This is a genomic window from Planotetraspora thailandica, assembly GCF_016863335.1.
Classification (GTDB): Bacteria; Actinomycetota; Actinomycetes; order Streptosporangiales; family Streptosporangiaceae; genus Planotetraspora; species Planotetraspora thailandica.
On record NZ_BOOR01000022.1, the window covers coordinates 1 to 21,451 of the forward strand.

General features: G+C 66.1%; 23 protein-coding genes, 2 tRNA genes and 1 pseudogene. 6 read left to right on the forward strand and 20 right to left on the reverse strand.

Features of this window, described 5'->3' with window-relative positions; all coding sequences use genetic code 11:
* Window positions 1-894 precede the first annotated feature (894 nt).
* Entirely contained in the window at window positions 895-1,188 is a 294-nt protein-coding gene (locus tag Pth03_RS16350; RefSeq protein WP_203945136.1) for a hypothetical protein, read from the reverse strand.
* A gap of 428 nt (window positions 1,189-1,616) precedes the next feature.
* On the opposite strand from Pth03_RS16350, the pseudogene Pth03_RS16355 reads away from it, so the two are divergent.
* Window positions 1,617-1,800: pseudogene (locus tag Pth03_RS16355) on the forward strand (ATP-binding cassette domain-containing protein); the annotation flags it as partial.
* Between the two features lie 52 nt (window positions 1,801-1,852).
* On the opposite strand, the gene Pth03_RS16360 reads toward Pth03_RS16355, so the two are convergent.
* The 4 genes from Pth03_RS16360 to Pth03_RS16375 form a co-directional block, all read right to left on the reverse strand.
* Complete coding sequence (locus Pth03_RS16360; RefSeq protein WP_373318548.1) at window positions 1,853-3,097, reverse strand: site-2 protease family protein; 1,245 nt, start codon at window positions 3,095-3,097, stop codon at window positions 1,853-1,855.
* 449 nt (window positions 3,098-3,546) lie between these two features.
* On the reverse strand, window positions 3,547-4,389 hold the full coding sequence (locus Pth03_RS16365; protein ID WP_308442357.1) for an SDR family NAD(P)-dependent oxidoreductase: 843 nt from the start codon (window positions 4,387-4,389) through the stop codon (window positions 3,547-3,549).
* A 76-nt stretch (window positions 4,390-4,465) separates the two neighbouring features.
* Complete coding sequence (locus Pth03_RS16370) at window positions 4,466-4,762, reverse strand: hypothetical protein (RefSeq protein ID WP_203945138.1); 297 nt, start codon at window positions 4,760-4,762, stop codon at window positions 4,466-4,468.
* A gap of 414 nt (window positions 4,763-5,176) precedes the next feature.
* Complete coding sequence (locus tag Pth03_RS16375) at window positions 5,177-5,524, reverse strand: ArsR/SmtB family transcription factor (protein ID WP_239119090.1); 348 nt, start codon at window positions 5,522-5,524, stop codon at window positions 5,177-5,179.
* 298 nt (window positions 5,525-5,822) lie between these two features.
* On the opposite strand from Pth03_RS16375, the gene Pth03_RS16380 reads away from it, so the two are divergent.
* Window positions 5,823-6,083 (forward strand): YxzC family protein, encoded by a 261-nt coding sequence (locus tag Pth03_RS16380; protein ID WP_203945139.1) that lies wholly within the window; start codon window positions 5,823-5,825, stop codon window positions 6,081-6,083.
* Between the two features lie 12 nt (window positions 6,084-6,095).
* Here Pth03_RS16380 and Pth03_RS16385 read toward each other — a convergent pair whose 3' ends face one another.
* Together Pth03_RS16385 and Pth03_RS16390 are read right to left on the reverse strand one after the other, a co-directional pair.
* The gene (locus Pth03_RS16385) at window positions 6,096-6,254 is read right to left on the reverse strand and encodes a hypothetical protein (protein WP_203945140.1); all 159 of its coding nucleotides are present in this window, start codon (window positions 6,252-6,254) and stop codon (window positions 6,096-6,098) included.
* Between the two features lie 124 nt (window positions 6,255-6,378).
* Complete coding sequence (locus Pth03_RS16390; RefSeq protein WP_203945141.1) at window positions 6,379-7,008, reverse strand: hypothetical protein; 630 nt, start codon at window positions 7,006-7,008, stop codon at window positions 6,379-6,381.
* 168 nt (window positions 7,009-7,176) lie between these two features.
* On the opposite strand from Pth03_RS16390, the gene Pth03_RS16395 reads away from it, so the two are divergent.
* Window positions 7,177-7,884: a hypothetical protein gene (locus Pth03_RS16395; protein ID WP_203945142.1), complete on the forward strand. Its 708-nt coding sequence runs from the start codon at window positions 7,177-7,179 to the stop codon at window positions 7,882-7,884.
* 346 nt (window positions 7,885-8,230) lie between these two features.
* Here Pth03_RS16395 and Pth03_RS16400 read toward each other — a convergent pair whose 3' ends face one another.
* Complete coding sequence (locus Pth03_RS16400) at window positions 8,231-8,920, reverse strand: hypothetical protein (RefSeq protein WP_203945143.1); 690 nt, start codon at window positions 8,918-8,920, stop codon at window positions 8,231-8,233.
* Between Pth03_RS16400 and Pth03_RS16405 the strand changes: the two genes are divergently transcribed.
* Window positions 8,888-9,463, forward strand: coding sequence for a hypothetical protein (locus tag Pth03_RS16405; RefSeq protein WP_203945144.1), 576 nt, complete (start codon window positions 8,888-8,890; stop codon window positions 9,461-9,463). The two genes, Pth03_RS16400 and Pth03_RS16405, sit on opposite strands and share 33 nt — an antisense overlap.
* Window positions 9,464-9,571: 108 nt before the next feature.
* On the opposite strand, the gene Pth03_RS16410 is transcribed toward Pth03_RS16405, so the two are convergent.
* A complete protein-coding gene (locus Pth03_RS16410) occupies window positions 9,572-9,967 on the reverse strand; it encodes an OsmC family protein (protein WP_203945145.1) in 396 nt (131 codons plus the stop codon).
* A gap of 418 nt (window positions 9,968-10,385) precedes the next feature.
* Between Pth03_RS16410 and Pth03_RS16415 the strand changes: the two genes are divergently transcribed.
* A complete protein-coding gene (locus tag Pth03_RS16415) occupies window positions 10,386-11,108 on the forward strand; it encodes a CPBP family intramembrane glutamic endopeptidase (RefSeq protein ID WP_203945146.1) in 723 nt (240 codons plus the stop codon).
* A 101-nt stretch (window positions 11,109-11,209) separates the two neighbouring features.
* Here the strand turns inward: Pth03_RS16415 and Pth03_RS42115 are convergent, their stop codons facing one another.
* The 4 genes from Pth03_RS42115 to Pth03_RS16435 form a co-directional block, all read right to left on the reverse strand.
* Window positions 11,210-12,364 (reverse strand): DUF1996 domain-containing protein, encoded by a 1,155-nt coding sequence (locus tag Pth03_RS42115; RefSeq protein ID WP_203945147.1) that lies wholly within the window; start codon window positions 12,362-12,364, stop codon window positions 11,210-11,212.
* A gap of 445 nt (window positions 12,365-12,809) precedes the next feature.
* Window positions 12,810-14,063 carry a tetratricopeptide repeat protein gene (locus Pth03_RS16425; RefSeq protein ID WP_203945148.1) on the reverse strand — a complete coding sequence of 418 codons (1,254 nt, stop codon included), beginning with the start codon at window positions 14,061-14,063 and terminating at the stop codon, window positions 12,810-12,812.
* A 193-nt stretch (window positions 14,064-14,256) separates the two neighbouring features.
* Window positions 14,257-14,553, reverse strand: a complete 297-nt coding sequence (locus Pth03_RS16430; RefSeq protein WP_203945149.1) for a hypothetical protein — start codon at window positions 14,551-14,553, stop codon at window positions 14,257-14,259.
* Window positions 14,554-14,578: 25 nt separating this feature from the next.
* Window positions 14,579-15,760: a DUF2332 domain-containing protein gene (locus Pth03_RS16435; RefSeq protein ID WP_203945150.1), complete on the reverse strand. Its 1,182-nt coding sequence runs from the start codon at window positions 15,758-15,760 to the stop codon at window positions 14,579-14,581.
* 82 nt (window positions 15,761-15,842) lie between these two features.
* On the opposite strand from Pth03_RS16435, the gene Pth03_RS16440 reads away from it, so the two are divergent.
* On the forward strand, window positions 15,843-16,676 hold the full coding sequence (locus tag Pth03_RS16440; protein ID WP_203945151.1) for a helix-turn-helix domain-containing protein: 834 nt from the start codon (window positions 15,843-15,845) through the stop codon (window positions 16,674-16,676).
* Between the two features lie 151 nt (window positions 16,677-16,827).
* On the opposite strand, the gene Pth03_RS16445 is transcribed toward Pth03_RS16440, so the two are convergent.
* The 7 genes from Pth03_RS16445 to Pth03_RS16475 form a co-directional block, all read right to left on the reverse strand.
* Window positions 16,828-17,226: a VOC family protein gene (locus tag Pth03_RS16445; protein ID WP_203945152.1), complete on the reverse strand. Its 399-nt coding sequence runs from the start codon at window positions 17,224-17,226 to the stop codon at window positions 16,828-16,830.
* Complete coding sequence (locus Pth03_RS16450) at window positions 17,223-17,843, reverse strand: SRPBCC family protein (protein ID WP_239119091.1); 621 nt, start codon at window positions 17,841-17,843, stop codon at window positions 17,223-17,225. The genes Pth03_RS16445 and Pth03_RS16450 overlap by 4 nt, the downstream gene beginning before the upstream one ends.
* On the reverse strand, window positions 17,843-18,193 hold the full coding sequence (locus Pth03_RS16455) for an ArsR/SmtB family transcription factor (RefSeq protein ID WP_203945153.1): 351 nt from the start codon (window positions 18,191-18,193) through the stop codon (window positions 17,843-17,845). The genes Pth03_RS16450 and Pth03_RS16455 overlap by 1 nt, the downstream gene beginning before the upstream one ends.
* A 113-nt stretch (window positions 18,194-18,306) precedes the next feature.
* Complete coding sequence (locus Pth03_RS16460) at window positions 18,307-19,887, reverse strand: TROVE domain-containing protein (RefSeq protein ID WP_203945154.1); 1,581 nt, start codon at window positions 19,885-19,887, stop codon at window positions 18,307-18,309.
* 113 nt (window positions 19,888-20,000) lie between these two features.
* Window positions 20,001-20,074 (reverse strand) — tRNA-OTHER (locus Pth03_RS16465).
* 292 nt (window positions 20,075-20,366) lie between these two features.
* Window positions 20,367-20,435 (reverse strand) — tRNA-Cys (locus Pth03_RS16470).
* Window positions 20,436-20,708: 273 nt separating this feature from the next.
* Window positions 20,709-21,227, reverse strand: coding sequence for a phospholipase (locus Pth03_RS16475; protein WP_203945155.1), 519 nt, complete (start codon window positions 21,225-21,227; stop codon window positions 20,709-20,711).
* Between the last annotated feature and the right edge of the window lie 224 nt (window positions 21,228-21,451).

Consider the following 21,451-nt stretch of genomic DNA (forward strand, 5'->3'; position numbering starts at 1 on the left):
TGCTGATCGCGGTGATGGCAGCCTGAGCCGGCTTGTCGTCGGCCTGGGCTGGCGCGGCGAACATACCCGCGATGCCGACGGTAAACGCGATCGCGGCTACCTTAGCCATTCGATTCATAATTCCCCCGGTTCCTTTTCCTTTTCACGAGAGCTGGGAATGGTGAACCCAAATGATTCCCGTGTGTCGGCGACCGTGCCGACAAGGACGAGCACATTTCTATCACCTCAATGACACGGAGGAATGTCCGCTTCTTCGGGTCTGCGACCAAGGCTGGGACCGGGAAAATCCGGATATAGGCGGCAACATGCCATACCGCGGTCAGGCCACACCGAGCCTGGGAGAAAAGCACGGCAAACATGCCGCCCAGGCAGGGCGATTAGTTTTTCGGTCGCTTTTAGAGACGCGCGCGAGTCAGGCCCTGAGCCATATGAGGGACGTTTAGAAAGGAACTCAAAGGGCAAGCGGTGTGCGAAGGCCGGCCGCAGATCCGACAGTCAGATGGCGTCCGGGTTGTGCTGCTCGCAGAACGGCGGCCCGCCACGGGCCTGGATGGAAGTGAAAGGGCGAACACGCGCTTCCCGCCGACGTCGACGCACACCTTGCCTGGCCGAGCAACTGATCGATCTGCCCTGGCCGACGGCCCGTCTCCGGTCCAGATCGCCCGCCATCCCTGCGTGCGTGACCTGATCTCGTAGCCCTGCAGGCGCCAACCCATGACATAGAGAACCGGCCGGCGTCCCCCTGGACGCCGGCCGGTTTCGTGTTGTGCCCTGCAGTCGATCAGTACTCTGCGCTAGGAGCCGAAGCACAAGCCACCGAAAGAGCGGCCCGCGGTAGCCGCCGGGATGGTGTTCGTAGCTGCGTCGGCCTCCGAGTCAACAGTCGCGGTCAGCCTAGTCGTCGCAAGGCTCGTGGCGCTTGTCGTCCTTGCGCTTCTCGACCTCGGCCTCGTTCTTGATCTTGTTCTCGGCCTCGGCCTCGGACTTGTTATTGATCTTGTTGGTGTTCGTGGCGCTGGCGCTGGCGCTGGAGTTGTTGTTGTTCGTGTTCTTGCTGGTGTTCGTGATCCAGTTGGCCGCCTTCGCCTTCCCGTCCTCGTGGTCGTGCGCCTGGGCCGGCGCGGCGAACAAACACGCGATACCAGCGGTGAGCGTGACGGCCGCAGCTGCCTTAGCCAGTCGATTCATGGTTCCCCCCGATTTCTAGTCATTTCCACGAGAGTTGGGAATGATTAACCCAAAAACCCCCGCGCGTCTCGTACCATGCCGACAGAGACGAGCACTTTTCTATCACCGCGACTGAATTCCGACAAGTCCCCTTCTTCGGATCTGCGGCCAAGGCGGAGCTGTGCAAATACGGATATAGGCGACAAATGGACACCTCGAAGTCAGGCCACACCCGGTCCCAAAGAAAGGCACAGTAAACATGCCATCTAGACTGGCGGGCATTTTTTCCGGTCGCTTTTAAAAACGCGCCTAAGCACCCAAGCCACGTACGACGTCGCCTCGTCCGTGGCATTGGCGATCTTGCGGTCTGCTTCGGCGGTGCTGTGCAAGGTTGTGGTGCTGCCGTACTTGTTAGCCGCCAGAGGTGGTCTCGCTCGAGAGCCAATTACAAGTCGGTCATCGTCATCGAGCACCACCAGGCGATCATGGTGCACGCCGACTGGATCATCGACCTCGGCCCCGGCGCCGGCCATGACGGCGGGGCGGATCGTCTTCGAGGGTGCACCCGCCGACCTTGTTGCCGCCCGCTCCACCCTCACAGGCGAGCACCTCGCGGCCTACGTCGGCACCTGACCGGCATGCTTGTGCCTGCGCTGGTCCACACGGCTCTGTATGGGGCGCCGTGTCACGCCGTCGATTCTGTGGCCGTACCGGAAGTTGCAACGTCAGTGCGAGGTTCGGGTGCTGATGGCGTCCCGCCGGCTGAGGCCGCAGCCCGTTGCTCGGCTCGTTCTACGAGGGTCCTGGCCAGCGGGAGCAGTCCGACTTTCGGGTCGATGCGGCCGGCGGAGTTGACCACGCGGCGGGCTTGGGCCAGGTCTCCGAGCTGCAGTTCGGCGATCGCCCTAGCCGCGAGTGCCTGCACCTGCACGCGGGAGTCCACCGTGGTCGTGTTGAGGCGGATCAACAGGTCCCTCGCTTCGGCCGGCCGCTTCGACAACACCCGGGCGAGCGCCAGACTCATCCGGGCCTCGGCTCTCTCGGGGTCGCGGGCATAGCCGAGCTCGGCCACCTCGACGATCGGCTTGACCCGCGCCTGGTCGAAGTCCCACTGGCGGAACCGGATGGTGTCGTTCATGAGCTCGATGGCCCGTGTTTCTGCGATCGCGCTGGCGATGAGGCTCGCAAGATTCGGGTCGGTCGACGGATTCCGGGCCACGACAAGCAGGCGGTCCGCGTCGACGGCCAGCTGCCGCGCGCGGATGCTTTGAGCCAGCAGCGCTCCCGAAGCCAGGATCGCGTCAGGGCCGCCCGCGTCGACACGGGCCCGCAGTTCGTCAAGATCTGTAGGAGTGCTGACACCGTCCGTGAGCCGGATTCGCCTTGTCACTTGCGCCCTGCTGCGGCCAGGACGGAAGATCCACGCGAAGATCCACCCCCCGTCGCTGGGTTGCCCATCTCGCACCCGGAACGGAATCAGGTTGGCCAGTCCGAGCATGGCACCGGGGGCGATCGCGGCGACAAGGTAGCTGTGTGCCAGCGCCGGATCATCGCTCAGGAGGCGCTCGGCATGGCCGTGGAAGACCAGGTACGTGGCTGCCGCCAAGGCAAGGTTGCTTGCGGGTCCGGCGAAGGAAAACGCGATCCAGCGTGCCGGCACCGCACGGCCGTCGGGTGGCGTCACCACCCTCACTTGGTCGACACGGCCGAACAGACCGAGCCGCACCTTGACACCGGCGATGCGAACACCGCTCCGGTTCCGGCCGGCCCGGATCGACACCTCGATGACTCGGAAACGAACCAACAACGCCGCACAAAGGTGGCCGAGTTCGTGTACGTACACGTGGATGAATACGCCGGCCAGTAAGCAGCACAGGACGGCGAAGAGCGTCGACGGATGCGGGCCGACCGGGTAGCTGACTACGAGCATGATCGCCACAGTGAATAAACTGGACAAAATGCGCACCGGTGGATCTTATGGTGCAAATGTTGCGGCATCCCGGGGTGCAATCGCATATTGGCCGAGTGTTCACATGATCGGATGATGCGCAGGGACGCGACACGGGCCGAGGTGTCGGCACCCCCTCGCCCTCGGCGACATGATTTAAATGGCCGCGCGGGCGACAGCTGCGACCTCTGATCTTCGACTTCCGCGTGTCGACTCGGCTCGCGGTGCCTTTGGCTCATGTGGCCGTGGGGGTAGGGGTCACGCACCGGTGGCACGGCTCCGGGCGTGCGGCGCACGCCGGGCATGCGGCCTGGGGGCCGGTCCCAGCGGCGCGCAGGATTCCGGGCCGTCGCCGTCGCCACAGCTGCAGCGAGCGGCCGAGCTCCGAGCGTCCCGGAGCCGAGCGGAGGACCCACAGGGCCGCGTGACCGTCAGATCTGGACGGCGCCGCCGTCCACGAAGAGTTCTGTACCGGTGACGAAACGGCTCTGGTCGGAAGCGAGGAAGAGGACCGCGTCCGCGACGTCCTCCGGCTGGCCGATCCGGCCGAGCGGGATCCGGGAGACCAGGTATTCCTTCATTTGTCTGCCCTGCTTGGTGCTGACGTCGATGTTTTCGTTGAGTCCGGGCGTGTCGATAGTCCCCGGGCTGATGGCGTTGACCCGGATGCCCCGGCCTTTTAGCTCGTTGGCCCAGGTGCGGGCGAAGGACCGCGCCGCCGCCTTCGTGGCCGAATAGATGCCGAAGCCCTCGGGGCCCTCGACCGTCCAGATTGAGGCCGAGAGGATGATCGAGGCGTGGTTGTTCAGCAGCGGCAGCGCCTTCTGGACGGTGAAGACAGTGCCCTTCACGTTCACGCCGAGGAGGAGGTCGAGGTGTTCCTCCGTTATCTGCTCGAGCGTCGCAATCGCTGCCAATGCGGCGTTCGCGTACAGCACGTCAACCCGGCGGCCGTCCGCGGTGATCCGCTCGTAGAGGCGGTCCAGGTCGGCCGGTACGGCGACGTCGCCACGGACACCGGTCGCCTGCCGTCCGATTGAGGCGGCGGCGGCGTCGAGCATCTCTTGTCGCCGGCCTGTGAGGTAGACGTGGGCCCCCTCCTCGGCGAAGCGGCGCGCGCTGGCTAGACCGATCCCCGTCGAGCCGCCGGTTACCACGGCGGTCTTGCCGTCGAGCTGTCCCATCAAAGCCTCCCGAGGGTGTGCAGCCGACACGCGGGTGGCCAGGCCGATGCCGGACGTTCCCCCGACAAGGCACTCGGTCTTCTCGCTCATTGCTGACCCTCCAATTCGACTGTGACGTCTCGTCTCGAAGCAAGCCAACTTGGGCGTCGACGAGTGAACAACCAGGTCAAACCCGCCCGGGCCGCAAACGCAGCGAGAAAAGCTGGCGATCCTGACCGCGGCATTCGAACTCATCGGAGGGGTCAGCTAGTCCGGTTAGGACCCGCCCGGTCTGCCGCAAATCTTTGCCGACGACTTCCACCAGCAACCAGCTCGGAAGTTGCTCCTGAAGAACTTCAAGCACGTCGTCTTCAGCGAGATCCGGCTCATCGAGCCGATACAAGACCCCGAAAATCGTCTCGTAGGCGACGAACCGGGCGAGGGTGCCGACTTCTCCAGGTGTAACACCCAGCTCATCGACCATGCGAAGCAGCGCCTTCCGCCCATCCGAGAAGGGGCCGGCCGAATCGCGTGCGAGTTCCCTCCGCGTGTTCGCGATCCAGGTTTGCACCGCATCCTGTCGAGGATCAATGTGCTCAGACCACAAACCTCGCAAGAGCCTGAACCTCGCCTGGTGTGCTACGTCATCCCTGACTTCCGCACCAGCCCACTCCTCAGGGTCCTGTGCCCCAATGCCTCAAACCGGTCGCGAAGAACCATCGCCTTGTCTCGCACATCACCGTCGAGGGAGGCGAGCCACTCAGACCATGCGGGCTGTCCATCCACGGTCGCATGGTTCCACGCTGTGGCAGAGGTAATGACAATGCCGCCGGCGGGGGCGCTCCGGCTCCGGGATGATCGCTAAGGGCCCGTCGGGAAGCCTCGCGACTCTGCGACCTCAGGCCACCCCGGCCCCCTCTGCGACGGAGGAAGACACCACAGCCGACAGAAGACCGGGGAACCGCTCCTCCATCTCATCCGCGCGCAGCGTGTTCATCTTCGTCGTCCCCACGTAGTACTGCCGGATCACCCCCGCCTCCCGCAGCACGTTGAAGTGGTGCGTCAAGGTCGAAGCCGAAACCGGCACGTCGAAGGTGCCACAGCCCTTGTCCTCGCCCGCCTGCGCCAACTGGGACACCAGCATCCGCCGGACCGGTTCCACCAGCGCCTCCAGAACCTGCTGCAGCGCCACCTCCGACAGGTCGGGGTGGTCCACAGTCCGGGCGGCGGTGCGGGGGCGGGCCACGGTGACTCCTTGAGACGGCTCGATTCGACCAGGTCATAATACGACCGCCATCGAAGCTTCCCCCGGTCACGACAGGGCTCGGCGAGCGATGTGTACCCCGCCATGCCGGGACCCGCATGGCGTTGGTCGACAGCCCGTGGATCCCACAGGGCATAACAGAAGTTGGCTGGCGAAAGATCTTCGTATGCGCCCCGGCATGAGGAGGCTGCGCGTGAGGCCGAGGCGCACTGAAGCCCAAGCTGGCAGGCTTTCTCTGTAATGAAGTAGTCGACGGCGGCTCGCAGGTGGGAGCGTGTACATGACCGGACAGCCAGGTCTCGATGAGATCGAGGAGCGTTTCGTCGCAATCCTTGAGGGACGGCTGAGCCGCGACGAAGCGGACCGGTGGGCCGTACGTTGGATTACCGAGGGTGGTCTCGTCTGGGAAGGCCTGGCGTGGTGGGCGCTGAACCTCCTGTCCGGCGTCGATCTCCCTGCAGGGCCAACCGGCGAATACCTGCACGATGACGAGCAGGTGCGCACGTGGCTTCAGGAGCTTCGGCAGCGCCGGGCAATGTGACATCCACGGAGATCAGCCCGCGCCATGGACGTGTTCAGGGGAGTCGACTTGAGCTCCGCTGTCCAGGACCAGCGTCAACTGATAACTGACCCGGATTTGGATCACCTGCATGCCTCGATAGGGCAGGAGCCAGCGATCATCCAGCTCGACCAGTTCCCGGGCTTCGTTCATCAGCAAACCTTGTCAGCGGCCCCGGGCGCCTGCACAGCACTGATACGCCTCCGCCTGCCACGATCGCCTCGTCTGCCGAAGATTCCCATCACGGTAGCGGCGGCTGGCCCGGCTGCGGACGCGATCATTCAGCGGAGATCCTTAATGCAGAGCGGACATCGAAGCATTCGTCGAGCCGCTCCAGCAGAGCGGACGCGTGCTCGGGAACAACCTGCAAGGCCCATGCTTCCGCGACATGCATGAAACCAAGCAGGTCACGTTGGGCGACGCGGAGCAAGCCCGGGAATGAGCTTGCCGGAATATCGATGAAGAGATCTTGCGTCAGCTGCTCCGGCTTGTCGTCCGGCCAGACGCGGAACCTGTCGCTCAGGATCTCCACCCACGGCGACGGGGAGTGGCCGAGAAACGGCTGATCCCCTTGGACTAGCGAACCCCATTCCCGCCAGTCCTCAAGCCCCGAGCAACACGATGGGCTGATCGTGAGATCGGTCGTGCTGTCATGCACCTGTAGCCCTCCAGGGGCAATGAGCCCGTCCATGCTCTGAAGCTCTTCGGCGAGGTCAGCAGGGGAAGCCCCTTCGCTCCACTCTTCTGACGGCCTGAGGTTGTAGACCGCCAGCACGTGCAGGAGCGCCCCAACTTCGTCTGTAGCCAGGCGATCGGAAAGAGGGACATGACCAACAAGGTCTGCTGCAGGCCACAGGCTTGAGGTCTCGAGTGGAGAGACTTCGATGACCGGCCTCAGCGTGACCATACGACGATCATGGCAAAGCGGATCCTCGTCCTCAAACGCGAAGATCGGAGGTTCGAGCCCAGTACCCCCTTTGATCTTGTTTTTGCCGGCTGAGTGGCTATCGGGAGAAGTAGCCCGTTTTCAATGCTCGGGAGGGGCTGCTTGGATCGGCACGTGACGGATTGGTCGATGCTCAGCGACGCCTGCGGTTCGGCAGAGCATGTTCCGGCGCTCCTCGACCGGTTCGGGGACGATCCGAGTGGCGTCTGGTCGGAACTGATGGATCATCTGTGTCCGCAGCTGGACCAGGCCTTCTCGGCGAGCTATGCCGCTTTGCCCCGGCTGGCCGAGCTTGCGTCGGGCTGCGCCCCGGATGATCGCGTGTGGGTACTTCAGGCGGCCGGAGCGATCATGGCCTGCGCCCACACCGGCGACGACGTGTTCAAGGTGTACGCAGATTCAATTGCCGACCTTCATCGGCTCACTGATCAGTGCCTGGGTGAGATCAGGGACAGGTATGTCTATCTGCTGCAATCCCTGCTGTCGTTCGAGGGCGTCGAGGTTTGGGATCGGTGCCTTGAAGGTCTGCTGACAGGCGAGTACGAGGTCGCCTGCCCATCCTGCGGCGTCAATGTGTTCATCGTGATCGGCGAAGGCGGCTGCTTCTCCGCCAGTGATGACTACGCGTCGCGGCAGGTGGAGAGGGTGGCTCTCCTTCCGGTAGGAACGGGAGAGCTGGATGGTCTGGGCGAACGCCTGCAGGAACGAACTCGCGCTGACGGGCAGATGGCCCTGGCCGGCGGCTTGCCGTATCTGTTCGGCCGGGCCGTCTGCCCGGACTGTCGTACTCACTTCTCGGTGGCGGACCAGCTGGCGAGGAACTGGATGCCGATGTGACGTGAGGGCCATCGGTCAGAACTGACGAAACCGGTAAGACGCCTCCCTGATCTCCCCAGCCAATGACCGGGTGACTATCGAGAGAAGAGGTCGTCCATCGTCTCGGCACCCCGCGTGAGCACTACCAGTCCGTCGGCTCCCGCGGCCCCAACCACCCAACTCTGGCTCCAGGACGGTCTCGGATTCCTTACTGCCATCGCGCAGCCGGTCCGCGCGACGCGTTCTATGTACGCATGACGCACCGGGCTGCGCCTGAACGGCAACTCCGTCCAGGCGCGGTTCAACGGGACCCTGGCCGACGCCGCCGCGCGGGCGCCTCCGGAGCCACCGGAGGCGCCCGCACTGGTCAGCGCCCCAGCTCCTGATACGTACGGGTACGCCAGCGCAGGAACGGGACGTCCGGCTGGCGGCCGTTCAGGTACTGCCACGGCCACTCCGTCACCAGATCGCCGATGAGGTCGAACTGGTCCGCCGCAGCGGCCCAGTCCTGGCTGAGGGCGAAGGCCATGGCGAACTCGTTGTGGTAGTTCGGCCAGCGAGGCCGGCGCACGTACTCCGCGTGGCGCACGGAGCGGTCGGCGGCCTCGTGCAGCGACGCGCGCACCTCGGCCGACCGCAGGTACGCCGGCCCCTCGTCGCCCAGATCCAGCCACTGCTCGAGGTGGGCGACGACCGGCAGGTCCGGATCCCGGTCGGTGACGTCGTCGAGGCAGTTCTCCGCGAGCGTCAGCCGTTTGAAGAAGAGCTTGAAGGCGTTTTCGCTGACCGTGTTCGCCCGTCCGCCACCGCGCGCCTCCCAGGCCCAGAAGATGGCGTGGGCCCCCTTGAACAGCAGCGGCAGCGGCGAACGTGGTTCCGCCGCGACCCAGTCGTCGACCCACCGCTCCGCGCCGCCGACATCGGCGGCGATCTTGAGATAGAACGTGTGGTCGTCGGGGTGGTCGATCGGGGCGAGCAGGTCGGTCAGCGTTCGCCAGTCACCGGCCTTGCCCGCGGCGATGAGTTGCGCGGCGAGCGGATCGCCTCCTGGCGGCACTCGTGGACCGAGCCGGCCGCGCTGGTCGGCGTGGACGGCGCCCCGCTGGAGCTGACCGACCTCGCCGAGATGGCGGTGGACCCGGCGACCCTCGACCAGGCCCGCGCAGAGCTGGCCCGGAGTGGCGTCGACGTCACCGCGGGCCGGCACGTCCAGCAACGGGCCACCGCCGACCACGCCGAGATCTACGCCGGGATCGTCAACCTGATGGTCGCCAAGCGGCGCACCGACCTCCTGGTCCTCAGTAACGGGCTGCTGCTGGTGCCTGGGGTGCCGCGGCTCAAGATGCGCACTTCGCTGCGCCGGATGGCGCAGCGGATCGAGTCCGGTGACGCGCAGGCGCTGGCCACCACCGACGGCAACCGGTTCATCCCGTACGAGGAGATCGTCGCGGCGGAACGGCTGCGCAGGTTCCCGGTCAAGTACGGGCTGACCCTGCACAGCGGCGAGAAGGTGGAGCTGCGGCGGGGCGGCGAGTCCGAGGACGTGGCCGACGGCCAGCAGGTGCTGGAGCGGGCGCTGCAGTCCGTCACGCGGGATTGATGCTCCGGTCGGCGCCAGGGTTCCGACCAGCCGCGTTACTCGAGGCGAAACACCGACGTACGCTCATGCCGCCGAAGCGGTGAGGAAGTGCTCATCGGTTGTGTTCGATTAGCTGATCCTCTGTACGGTGGCACCCTGTCGGATGGCGCGGGGGATCTCGGCGACGGAGTCCACGATGTCGATCAGGTGGGCGATGCTCTCGGCTGGAGCGGTGGAGCTGACGTCGACGGTGTAGGTGATCCCGGTTGACCGCCAGCTCTCGGTATCGAAGCCGCCGGCCGCGGAAACGCGCACTCCCAGGAGTTCGATTCCCAGTGCGGCGGCCTCCCGGTAAAGGTCGTTGAGGACGCATCCCGCGGCCGCGAGGTGGAGGAGATGTCCGCCGGTGAAGTCCGCCCTGACGCTCACGCCCTCGGGCGTCCACCGATGAGGGAAATGCACCGCGTGCTCGTCCGTCGCCTTCAGCGATCCTGCGCTCACGGTCACGTTGAAACGATCATCCATGATTCGGCTCCCGGCATCTCGGGCGTACGGACCTGTAGGACAAGAGCCGTCCTACACGTCGCAGCCGCCAACCGGCAACACAGCACCTCTAATACAAGCTCATAAAGATCCGAGTATGGCGGTTGAGAAAGAGACCGGCCGTACAGAGTCCCGACCCCGCTTGATCTCGGTCTTCTCGGGCCATTGGCAAGCCATTAACTGTCGCAGGCCGCGAGGCTCCAGATAGAGGCTTTTTCGGCATGATGGAGCAGGGTGATCTATCTGCCACCGCTGGCCGGCAAATGACCGGAGCAATGTGATGACCTCGGAACTCGACGGCTCCGCACCGTCCTTGCCTGCCGCTGAGCGAGGGGTCTCTTTCCCCGCTCGGTCAATGCCCGCAGGTGCGTGCATCGTCGTTCTGGGGACGTGCGCAATCTTGCCGATCGATCCGGAGGCGTCTGTACGGACTGCGATCGTCGGTGTGGTCGCAGTCTTGCTGATTGTCGGCGCCTGCATCCTGCGGTCGGCAGCGGCCGTCCGCGCCGCAGCATTCATCGGCCCGCTCTTCTGTTGTTTCGCGGTGGGGATTCTCGGTGAATGGCCTCCCGCAGTCACCACGATCCTGGTCTGCGTGCTCCCCTTGGGGTGCCTGTTGCTCGCCGGTCGGCATGCTGCCCTGAGGCCGGCGGCGCCATGGTTCGTACGTGGATCGTTGACGCCTGAGGCTCCCTGGCTGGGCCTGGCCACCGTGGTGCTCAGCGCAGCGGCACTTACGGCATGGGCACTCATAGTGCGCCCTGAGCCCGCCGAATACCTTCGGGAGTTGCAACGGCTTCCGCTCGGGCTTGCCATTCTGGGCATCGCGGCGTTCGCCCTGGTCAATCCAGTGTGGGAGGAGTTGCTCTTCCGAGGAGTACTGCTGGCCGAACTCGCCTCGGTCTGGGGCACCAAAGCGGCGGTGGTGCTGCAAGCCGTGCTATTCGGAGCAGCGCATTTCGCGGGCTTCCCGTCCGGCGCCATCGGGATGATCATGGCGGGTTTCTGGGGGTTCGTCCTAGGCGTCATGCGTCTGCGCAGCGGCGGCATCTTGATCTCTTACGTGGTGCACGTGACCGCCAACGTGGTCATCGGGGCGGCGTCAATCCTGATCCTGCGCTGAGCGCTTTCGTGCCGGTACGGTCCTGGCGTCGTTCGCACACGTACCGTGCCGGTGGCCCCGAAAACGGGACCACCGGCACGGTCGTGCGAAGTGGGGATTGGTCAGCCCCAGCCGGGGGTGATGCCGCACTTGGCGTCTGCGTTGATGCAGACCTTCACCAGCGCGCCGAGCTTCTCCGGCTTCCATGCGTTCATGAAGTCGCCGTGCATCGAGGACGCCATGCCCGACGACAGCTTCAGGCCGTTACCGCCGAGGGAGTTGTAGCCGACCATGAGCGAGATGTTGGGGACCGCGACCGGGTACTTGCCGGAGCACTTGCCGTTGGTGGCCGGCCCCATGTGCGACTTGTGGTCGGGCGAGTCGATGTGCTTGCCGTCCCAGCAGTCCTCGAACGTCACCTGACGAATCAGATTGCCGCCCTTCGCGCAGACCGGCCAGTTGCCGTCGGCGCTGCGTCCGATCTCCGCGCTGCCGGCGCACCAGAACTGGCCGGAGGCGCCCTTCGGCGTCGCCACCTGTCGCTTGGCGTCGCCGGTCACCATGACCAGACCCGGGGGGAACGGCACGACCGTCGACGGGTCCTTGAGCCGGGAGCCGTAGTACACGCGGAAGTTCTTCATTGGGACCGGCTTGCCGTCACGCAGCAGTTGCGGCACCCAGTAGGCGCTGTGGTCCCCGGGCGCGTTGCAGGTCGTGGGGCTCGCGAGCAGCTTGGCCGGCGTGGTGGTGGCATTCACTTTCGGACCGAAGAAAGTGTGCATGTGGGAGGCGCCAGGCAGACCGGGCAGCACGATCGGGTCGTCCGCCGCCCGGTTGGACATCGAGCAGTCGGTGTGGAACTCGGGGACTCGCACGATTCCCGCGGGGACCTTCTTGGGTGCGACCTTGCGGTAGACGTCCAGGGCCTGCTTCCACGCGGCCTGGTTCACCGGCACCCAGCCGCCCTTGGGTGCGGCGCTGCCCGTCGCGTTGCCCGCGGTGTTGCCGGCCGTGTTGCCCGCCGTACTGCCCGTGCCACCGCCGGCCGCGCTGCTCGACTGCGTCGGCTTGGACGGCGTGGCCGGGGTGGCCGGCTTGGCCGACTTGGATGGTGTGGGCGCTGTCGCCGGCTTGGACGGCGCGGCCAGAGCGTCCGACGACGGCGGGACGGTGCCCGGTTCGGCTGCTGACACGGGGCTGGAGGACACGGACGAGCCGGAGGCGCCGGTGGACCCCTGGTCGTTGCACCCGGTCGTCAGGGCCACGGTGAGCAGCATGACGGCAGCCGCCGAACAAAGCTTACTTGCGCTGTTTTGCCAATTCATCGAGGACTGCACCTTTCTCTCGGAGAGGAAGAATACAGTCCAAGGCACCTTCTTTGGGGCAGTAATGGATTGTTCTTGCTTTCGGTCTAAAATTGCACCTGACCTGCAGGAATGGCCCCGATGTGTTCTTTTGGATTTCTCCGAAAAAACTGTTATCCGCCGATGATCCGGAGCGTCAGTGTGATTGCTGGCTCGTTCCACTCGCGGGGCAGCCCGACTCGCAGAACCTTACTCAAGCCGTATAACGGCGGTTAGGTCTGAAGGTGGAGCAGACCGTAACGATGAGCCGGCTTCGAGATCCATCGGAAGCCCACAGGCAGACGCAGCTGTCCCCTACGGGTGGGACGACGGCGACGAGACGATCAGCAAAGAAGCCGACGCCTGACAAGGTTTTCCATCATGTCTCCGGGTAGCCTTCCGCGGTCTTTGCTGCTTCGTCGAATGCCGCTTCCGCATCAGTGCTACCTAACTGCCTGAGCTTCGCGGCGAGGTTGGGCAGCAGGGAGGAGAGACGGGGGCCGTAGCGGTCGGGGTGAGCCTTGGCCAGCTCCCGGTAGACGGCCACTGCCTCCTGCGCTGGGGGCAGCGCCTCGGCGTGCAGGCCCAGCTCCGCGAAGCGGACGCTGAGGCTGGCCAGCGAGTCGGCGAGGTCGGGCCGGTAACGGTCGGGGTGAGCCTTGGCCAGCTCCCGGTAGACGGCCGCCGCTTCCTCCGCTGGGGGCAGCGCCTCGGCGGGCCGGCGCAGCGCGGAGAACGTCACGCCGAGGTTGTGCAGCGAGCGGGCGAGGTCGGGGCGGTAGAGCTCGGGGTAAGTCTCGGCCATCTCTCGGCGGATGGTCACCGCCTCGTGCTCGGCTGGGAGGGCGTCGGCGTACCGGCCCAGCGCCGAGAACGTCACGCCGAGGTTGTGCAGGGAGTGGGCGAGGTCGGGGCGGTAGAGCTCGGGGTAAGTCTCGGCCATCTCTCGGCGGATGGTCACCGCCTCCTGCGTCGGGGGGAGCGCCTCGGCGTACCGGCCCAACCCCGAGAACGTCACGCCGAGGTTGTGCAGCGAGTAGGCGAGGTCGGGGCGGTAACGGTCGGGGTGAGCTTCGGCCAGCTCCCGATAGATGTCCACTGCCTCCTGCGTCGGGGGGAGCGCCTCGGCGTACTGGTCCAGCTCCGTGAACGTCACGCCGAGGTTGTGCAGCGAGTGGGCGAGGTCGGGGCGGCGAGTGTCGGGGTGAGCTTCGGCCAGCTCGCGGCGGATGGTCACTGCCTCCTGCTCGGCTGGGCGGGCGTCGGCGGGCCGGCCCAGCTCTGAGAGCGTCAGGCCGAGGTTGTGCAGGGAGCGGGCGAGGTCGGGGCGGTGGCGGTCGGGGTAGGCCCGAGCCAACTTCCGATGGATGACCACCGCCTCGCCCGTGAGAGACAGAGCCGTGTCAAAGCGTCCCATCTTGCTTGCCAGCTCACCATTGATCATCAGCCAGCGGGCATAGCGCTCGCGGACCACTCCGTAGACGGTTGGTGCGAAGATCCCCGACACCGCCCCGACGATGCCGCCCGCCCATGCCCAACGCGCATCTCCCAACAACTGCCCGACCGCCGCCCCTGCGACGGCCAGTCCCACTCCTAAGCCGGCAGCGGCTTTCGACCGCCTGACACCACCCATACGTCCATAGTGGAATCGGCCCCGAGGCCTGTCGCATTCCGTCACCACACCGTGATCCGACGACGGATGGCCGTGAGATCAATATCCAGCCGCCGGCAACCAGTAGCCGGTCACGTTTCCTCCGGTGGTGTAGCCAAGCTGCTGAAGCAGGACATGGGGCGGGCCGTCGTGTGACGGTCGGCGAGTTCCCGACTCAGCCGGCACTCCCACTCGGAGATTCGGATACCGATTCGGCGATGCTTCCCACCTGGACTGCGTCGGCTCTGATGGTCGCCACGACGACACCGACCCAGTGTCTGTGTTCATCCCATCGGATCAGGGGAAATCCCGCACAGCGCCCAATGGCATGACCTGTCGCGGTGGGCACCGTCAGAAGATCCCCAATACTGAGGTTTCCATCGCGCTTCAGGACGGGGCCCGCAAGCAGGTGACCTTCGAAGCCATCGAAGTCCGGATAGACCGTTTTGATACGGAACGCGAAGCCGCTCACGTCCGAAGAGTGTATGAGCACCGCGTCAGCCGGCGTTTGCGTGCGCCGGCAACCACTGGAAGTCGTCGGTCTCGTGCCGGGCTGGGGCGAGCCAGCGCAGGTAGGGGTCGGCCATGGCGAGCAGGGCGTCGTCGCGGCGTCCGGGGCCACGCAGGCTCGCCCCGACCAGAAAGAGGGAGTTGCGCTGGGCCAGCGGGCCGGTCAGTGCGGCCAGGCCCTGGTCGGCGCTCGCGACGAGGCCGGGGGCTTCTGCGAACACCCACGCCACTGGGCGGCGCGCGGCAGCTTGCTCGATCTGGGCGACGAAGGCCGTCCTGGCGTCGGCGTCGAGGTAGCTGAGCAGGGTAGCGGTGAAGACCACGACAGGCTCACGGCCCGGCAGTTCGCCGAGCAGCCGGGCGGTGTCTGCGGTCGCGTCGCCCTGCACGACGGTTACGGCCGGGGCCGAGACGGCGAGGTCGATGGCGCCCCGCAGGGTGGCGAGGTCGCCGGCCTGTTCGGGCCAGATGAACGCCTCCAGCCAGGCTCGGGCGATGGGATCGGCCAGGTCGACCGGATGCCGGTCGATACCCAGCCGGCGCGTGATCTCCGTAACCGGCCCGAGGATTTGGCCCGCGGGGGCGCTGCCCCGTACCTCGCATGTGATCGTCACCGGCGAGGCGACTGCGGAGGATGCTTCCTGGCCGCCGACACGATAGCGGTAGCGATCCACGAGCAGGTTCAGGCCCGCGCTGGCGCCGGCCTCGACCAGGGCGAGCGGTCCCGGCCAGAGCCGGTGAACGTGATCGAGACCCAGACGAAGAGCCACGCAGCGGCGGATCTCGTTGGTCTGAGTAGACCTGCTGCGCAGGAGCCGGGTGAGCTCGTCGCGGTGTTCGGCACAGAACGCGGCGAAGGTCGGCACGAGCAGACCGTCGACCGGCCGCCGGCCGCCGTGGGTCGGGTAGTAGTCGGCCAGTGCCGAGCCGGGATCCGACGCCAGGAGCAGGTTCACCGCCGCGAACAGCAGGCTGGGCCGCCGCTGCTCGCCGGGGGTGGCCATGAGCAGGTCCAACAGTGTGTCGTCGTCGGCGATGCCCTCGCTCAGCGTCTCGTACACCGGAGAACGGCCACGGCACTGCGTGGCCGCGAAGAACCGGAAGAGGCGCTGGAGTCGCTGAACCTCAATGTCTGTGCCACCCGCCGGATGGTCCGGGCCCGTTGCCACCGCCCGAATCTACCGCTTCGCCAACTCGGGCTATATGCGTCCCGTACGCGTCGAACTTGACATATGGCCAGATACTAGGTATATGGACCGCATCGTCAAGCTGGGAGATTTCCTCCGGGCATGCCGAGCCCGCATAAATCCCGAGGAGGTCGGGATCCACGCTCAGGGAGGGCGTAGGCGCGTGCGGGGGTTGCGACGAGAGGAGCTCGCGCGGCTCGCCGGCGTCAGCGTCGAGTACTACACACGCCTCGAGCAGGGGCGCAGCCTCAACGCCTCCCCTGTGATACTCGCTGCGATCGCCCGCGCGATGCGGCTCACCGAGACCGAACGCGTGCACCTGTTCGATCTGGCCAGCCCTCTTTGTGGCAAGAACCGCTGCGACAAGCTTCCTGCGCAACGTGTGCACCCGGAGACTCAGCTGCTTCTCGACACTCTGGAGCGCGCTGACATCCCCGCCGCCGTGATCGGCCGTGGAACCGACATTCTGGCCGCCAACCTGATGTTCCGGGCCCTGATGGTCGGCTTCGACACCATGTCGGCCCGCGAGCGCAACCTCGCTAGATACGTCTTCTTCGACGGCCGGGCCCGCGAGCTGCACTGCGACTGGGACAGTGTGGCCTCAGAAGTCACCGCCGTGCTGCGTTTTTCCGTCGGCCGGCATCCGGAGGACGCCGCACTCATCGAGCTGACAGGGGAGCTCTGCCTCCACAGCGAGGACTTCCGGCGAATCTGGGACGACCACGACGTGCATGAGCGCGTTTCCGGGATCGTGCGCTTCCAGCATCCGGTCGCCGGCGAGCTCGCCCTCACGTACCAGCTCCTCACCCTGCCCACTGACGCGGAGCAGACGTTGCTCGTCTACACCGTCGAGCCCGGCTCACCCTCCGCCGCCGGTCTCCAACTCCTCGCCAAGTGAGCGCATCGTGGACGAGTCTTGCTTGAGAGTCGCGACGTCGACATCGCACCTCGGCAGGCCCGTGAGTCCGGCTGAGACCAGGGCGACGCCTTGAATCCCTGGTACGGCAAAGCGTCGCCCTTGAAGGCGCCTGTCGATGTCGGGACGTCCGTCACGGAAGGTTGAGCTGCCAGGAGACGCCGAAACGGTCGTTCACCCAGCCGAACTTGGTGCTGAAGCCGTAGGAGCTCAGCGGCATGAGCACCCCGCCTCCCTCAGCGAGCGCCGCGTACAGGCGGTCGATCTCCTCCTCGGTGTCGCACCCGACGTAGAGCGACATCGACGGGGTGAAGGTGAATGCATGTACGGAGTCGCTGTCAATGCACATGTACTCCTGGCCTGCCAGCGTGAACGTGGCATGCCTGATCTTGCCTTCCGGTCCGGGCTCCCCGGGTGGGATGCGGGTGACGTCCACCACCTTGGCGTCGTCGAAGAGGGAGATGTAGAACGTCATGGCTTCCTCGGCGTCGCCGTTCTGGAACATGAGAAAGGTGGAGATCTTCTGGGTCATGACTGCTCCTGTTCGGGGGCGTAGAACGCGGTGGTGTTGGCGACGGCGGCGGCGACCTCGTCAGGCGGGCCGCCGGCGGCCTCGTAGGCCCGGCCCCACGCCTGGCTGCTGGCCGTGATCACGCGCCGGCCCTCGTCGGTCAGGTGGAAGGTGCTCTCGTCGATCCGGGGTGCGCCCGACGTCAGGTGCAGGGTGAGGCCGAGGAGCGCGAGGTCCCAGCCCACGCCGACGGCGCCGGGGCCGTAGCCGGACCACATGTCCGGCGGCACCTCGGCGGTGTGGCGCAGCTCGAACAGGGTGCCGTCGTCCTCGCTCGACAGATGCACCTCCACCTCGGAGAAGCCGGCGTTCTCGCCGAAGAGCCAGCTGACCTTCAGCAGCCGGGGCGGCTCGCACTGCAGGATCTCGCCGCCTGCGTTGCCCTCGAGCTGATACTTGCCCCCCAGCCGCAGGTCCCCCGTGACGGGCAGGAACCAGCGGCTCAGCCGCTCGGCGTTCGTGCAGGCGTCCCACACGTCCTCGACTTCCGCGTCGTAACGCCGGCTCAGAGTCACGACCTTGCGCTCGCCGTTGAGCAGCTCGCGATGTGCCTGGTTGATCTCGTCAACGATGTCCATCAGGTGTCCTTTGTCTCTTTCGTCATACGGCGCTCGCGCTTGCCGCGGGCCAGTTCCGTCGCCAGGGCGTCCATGCGCTGGCTCCAGAAGCCGCGGAAGCGCTCCAGCCACAGGTCGACCTCCTGCAGCGGGCCCGGCTCGACGGCGTAGAGCCGCCGGGTGCCCTCCGCTCGTACGCTGGCGAACCCGTTGTCTCGCAGTACGCGCAGGTGCTGGGAAACGGCGGGCTGGGAGATCCGGAACTCGCGCTGGATGACGGCGGTGAGCTCGCCGGAGCTCTGCTCGCCGCCGGCCAGCAGCTCCAGGATGCGTCGCCGGACAGGATCGCCGAGGACGTCGAATGCGTGCACGGAGCCGATAGTTTCAGGCCGCGCTTATATAAGTCAAACGTGAAATTATGTTCGCGGACAAAGGCGAGCGCCCCGCTCCTCCCGGAGAAGAAGCGGGGCGCTCGCGGATGGGGTCAGAAGGGCCAGTCGGCCGACTGGCGCGCCTCCAGCAGCGGGATCAGCTTGAACGATGCGTCGGAGAACCCGCCGAACTCGTGCCGGTTCCCCTCGCCGGTCGGCATCGCCGCCGCCCGGTAGCCCTGCAGGTTGAACCCGTACAGCGGTACGTCCGCCGGCACTGCCGTGGTGACGCCGCCGGCGTAGTACCCGCTCATCGTCTGCATGTCCGACAAGATGACCGCCCGGTCGTGACCCTTGTAGGAGCGGCGCAGCGAGTCGGCGATCTGCGTGCCGTGCCCGACCTCGCCGATCCGCTTGCAGAACCGCTCGACCTCGCGGAGGACGGACGCACCCGGGCGGATCTCGTGCCGGAACGTTCCGTCGGCGAACCCGACGAGGTCGACCTGGTCGCCGCGGGCCGCCAGCGTCACGCCGAACAACGCGGCCGCCTGGACCGGCGTGACCGTCGACCGCGCCGAGATCGTCCCGGACGACATGGACGCCGACGTGTCCACGAGCACGAGCGTGCGGCCCTTGAAGGACGGCACGTTGCGCGTGGCCAGCGTGAGCGCCTTGTCCAACGAGTGCCCCCACCGCAGCGACGGCGCATTGCGGTACGCCGAGTAGAACCTGAACGGCAGCTGCCGCGACCGCGCGACCTCATCCGGGTCGGACAGCTTGGCCAGGATCTTCTCGGCGAGCTCGTCGCCGATGCCCGCCTCGTCGAAATTCCTGAGGTTCCTGAGCAACGCCATGTACCCCATGGAGGGGATGACCGATGCCCAGGCCTGGGCGTCCATCGGGCCCTGCAGCCACCCGGCGAGTGACTCCCACGTCATGCCCGCCGCGGTGAGGCGTGCGGAATCGGACAACACGGCGCGTCGCTCGGCCACCGGGAGAGCGAGGAGCTCGGCGCGCCGGCGCAGCATGCGTAGCGACTCCGGGATCGGCTTGTCACGGCCGTGACGCCGGTCGAGCGCGTGCGCGAACAGGTCGCCCTGTGCGGGCTTGTCGTCGGCCGGTGACGGGTGGACCAGGTCGAGCACGTCTCCGAACCGGAAGCCGCGGGCGTCGCTGTCGTACTTGGCCAGCGACCGCTCGGTGTACAGGCGCTGTACGGCGTCCGCGATGCCGCGCTTGACCGGCTTGGGGATCGCCCGGCCGTACCGAGTGGTCCAGTAGCCGAGCGCCTCGCCCGGCTCGTCGGCGCGCTGAAGCACGGACGAGACCAGCTCGCGGTTCCCGCCGTGCAGGCTGGCCGCGAGCCGGGCCTTGACCGCCTCGAGCGCGGCCGCGATCGGGGCGGATCGCATGTTGGCCTCGCCGCGCAGCCATGGCAGGAAGCGGCTCATCCAGTCGACGTCCTCGACGGCGACCTGGTGGACGAGCCGGCGGAAGCGGGCGTCGCGGTCGCCGGCCTTCTCGTAGAAGGAGTCCTCGCCGACCATGTTGCCGACGGCGAGCAGGAAGAGCTCGCTCTGGGCGTCGCGGATGTAGCCGGGCGCGCCCTCGTGCGTGCGACCGCTGGGGGTCGCCTCGGTCTTGAGCGGGCTGGAGACGGCCGGCCGCGTGGTGGTCGTGTTGAACTTCGACATGAGAACGGGCCCCTTCCTACATGGGGGAGGAGCCCGCGTTCAGAGTGGTGCCCGAGATCGAAGTCGGCGACGGAACGTAAGTGCTCTGCCGACTGAGCTACCGGCCGATGATGTCGGCCGGGCAGGACTCGAACCTGCGACCTCTCGATTAAAAATCGAAGTAGCCGTTGCCTGCGCACCGGGCACGCTCTGAAGTCGTGTTCCTCCCGAGATCAAGATTGGCGGCAGTGTGCGGGTATCGAAACCCGCCACCCGAAGGTGTTCGCACCATGAAGTAACTGCTGCCGTCGCACCGGGAGGTGCATATGGAGTTGTGTCTCCCCGAGGTCGGAGGCGGTTCCGGCATTGTCTTTTTTTGAGAAAGAGAAGTAGCCGGGACCTTCGCACCGGGGAGTCGTGCATTCAGTTGTGACCTCCCGAGGTCGAGGCGGCGACGGTGACATTAGGTGTCCTGGGCCGCTGGACGACACCGGCATGGAAGCCGGTGACGGGATTCGAACCCGCGTTGCCGCTTTTGCAGAGCGAAGTAACCGTTGCCTGCGCACCGGGAGGTGCAAAACGAGACAGTACCGGTGTTGCTATTCCGCGCGCATTCCTATTTATGCCGCCCGGCCGCTTATGGGCCGGCGCGCCTGAGCCCGAGCACCCCGCCTCCCGGAGGAGAGCGGGGCGCTCTTCGCTGAAGCCCTGGGTCAGGACGGCCGAGCGGCCGGAAACGTCTGCCTGAGCGACACGTCGGTGAACCCGGCGAACTCGTGCCGGTCGCCCTGGACGGTCATCATCGCGTTCCTGACGGCCAAGCGGACTTCACAGATCGCACGTCACTCAGCGCTCAGGGCGGCTCGTGCGGCGGTTTCGCGGACCTGCTCGATCTGCGCCTTGGTGACGTTCAGGGAGCCGAATTGCTTGACCGCCTGGTAGTAGGTCCAGGCGAGGCCGTCGCAGGTGGATTTGCTGACGCCGGAGTATTTCGCGCAGACCTGCCGCATGTCGAAGTAGAACGCGTCGTCGACGTGTGCCTTGTTCGACGGGAACTGGTTCACCGCCTTGTAGTTGCGGTAGCCGAAGTCGTGACGCCGGCACGGCGTTCTGAAATCGTAGCCGAGCGGCTGGTCGGGGCTGGTCGAGCAGAGGTCGGTCGACCAGTCGAAGGCGTATTCCGCCCAGGCGGCCTGGTTCTGCCAGGCGGACGACCAGCTGGAGGCGCTGGCCGTCGTGGGCTGGGTGAAACTGGAAAGTGTTGCGACTTTTTGCTCCAGCGTCACCGCCTGTGCGGGTAGTGTTAATCCGAATAAAGTGGCGACGGAGAGGGCGACGATTGCGAGGCCTCGCTTGACCATGGGCTCTTCCTTCGTTTCCGGGGAGATGCCTTCTCGTGCAAGACAATGAGGCGAAACGCCCGGAAAACCCGGAACAGATCTCCATCAAGATCGGCCCAGATATTACTCAACAATCGCTCTTTACAAGATTCAAGGATCCTGTAATGGCGTGTCATTCACGGCAGGATCCTGGGCGAAGGGCCGCGGGAAGCCGATCGCGCCAGATGCTCGACCAGGCACGCGAA

Coding starts and splice junctions, on each gene's coding strand:
- Pth03_RS16390 (WP_203945141.1), bottom strand. CDS start 7,008: ATGGTCACGCTGAGGCCGGTCATCGAAGTCTCTCCACTCGAGACCTCA.
- Pth03_RS16370 (WP_203945138.1), bottom strand. CDS start 4,762: ATGGTCGATGAGCTGGGTGTTACACCTGGAGAAGTCGGCACCCTCGCC.
- Pth03_RS16440 (WP_203945151.1), top strand. CDS start 15,843: ATGGACCGCATCGTCAAGCTGGGAGATTTCCTCCGGGCATGCCGAGCC.
- Pth03_RS16360 (WP_373318548.1), bottom strand. CDS start 3,097: ATGCTCGTAGTCAGCTACCCGGTCGGCCCGCATCCGTCGACGCTCTTC.
- Pth03_RS16410 (WP_203945145.1), bottom strand. CDS start 9,967: ATGGATGATCGTTTCAACGTGACCGTGAGCGCAGGATCGCTGAAGGCG.
- Pth03_RS16350 (WP_203945136.1), bottom strand. CDS start 1,188: ATGAATCGACTGGCTAAGGCAGCTGCGGCCGTCACGCTCACCGCTGGT.
- Pth03_RS16365 (WP_308442357.1), bottom strand. CDS start 4,389: ATGAGCGAGAAGACCGAGTGCCTTGTCGGGGGAACGTCCGGCATCGGC.
- Pth03_RS16475 (WP_203945155.1), bottom strand. CDS start 21,227: ATGGTCAAGCGAGGCCTCGCAATCGTCGCCCTCTCCGTCGCCACTTTA.
- Pth03_RS16460 (WP_203945154.1), bottom strand. CDS start 19,887: ATGTCGAAGTTCAACACGACCACCACGCGGCCGGCCGTCTCCAGCCCG.
- Pth03_RS16445 (WP_203945152.1), bottom strand. CDS start 17,226: ATGACCCAGAAGATCTCCACCTTTCTCATGTTCCAGAACGGCGACGCC.
- Pth03_RS16395 (WP_203945142.1), top strand. CDS start 7,177: ATGCTCAGCGACGCCTGCGGTTCGGCAGAGCATGTTCCGGCGCTCCTC.
- Pth03_RS16450 (WP_239119091.1), bottom strand. CDS start 17,843: ATGGACATCGTTGACGAGATCAACCAGGCACATCGCGAGCTGCTCAAC.
- Pth03_RS42115 (WP_203945147.1), bottom strand. CDS start 12,364: ATGCTGCTCACCGTGGCCCTGACGACCGGGTGCAACGACCAGGGGTCC.
- Pth03_RS16380 (WP_203945139.1), top strand. CDS start 5,823: ATGACCGGACAGCCAGGTCTCGATGAGATCGAGGAGCGTTTCGTCGCA.
- Pth03_RS16385 (WP_203945140.1), bottom strand. CDS start 6,254: ATGAACGAAGCCCGGGAACTGGTCGAGCTGGATGATCGCTGGCTCCTG.
- Pth03_RS16425 (WP_203945148.1), bottom strand. CDS start 14,063: ATGGGTGGTGTCAGGCGGTCGAAAGCCGCTGCCGGCTTAGGAGTGGGA.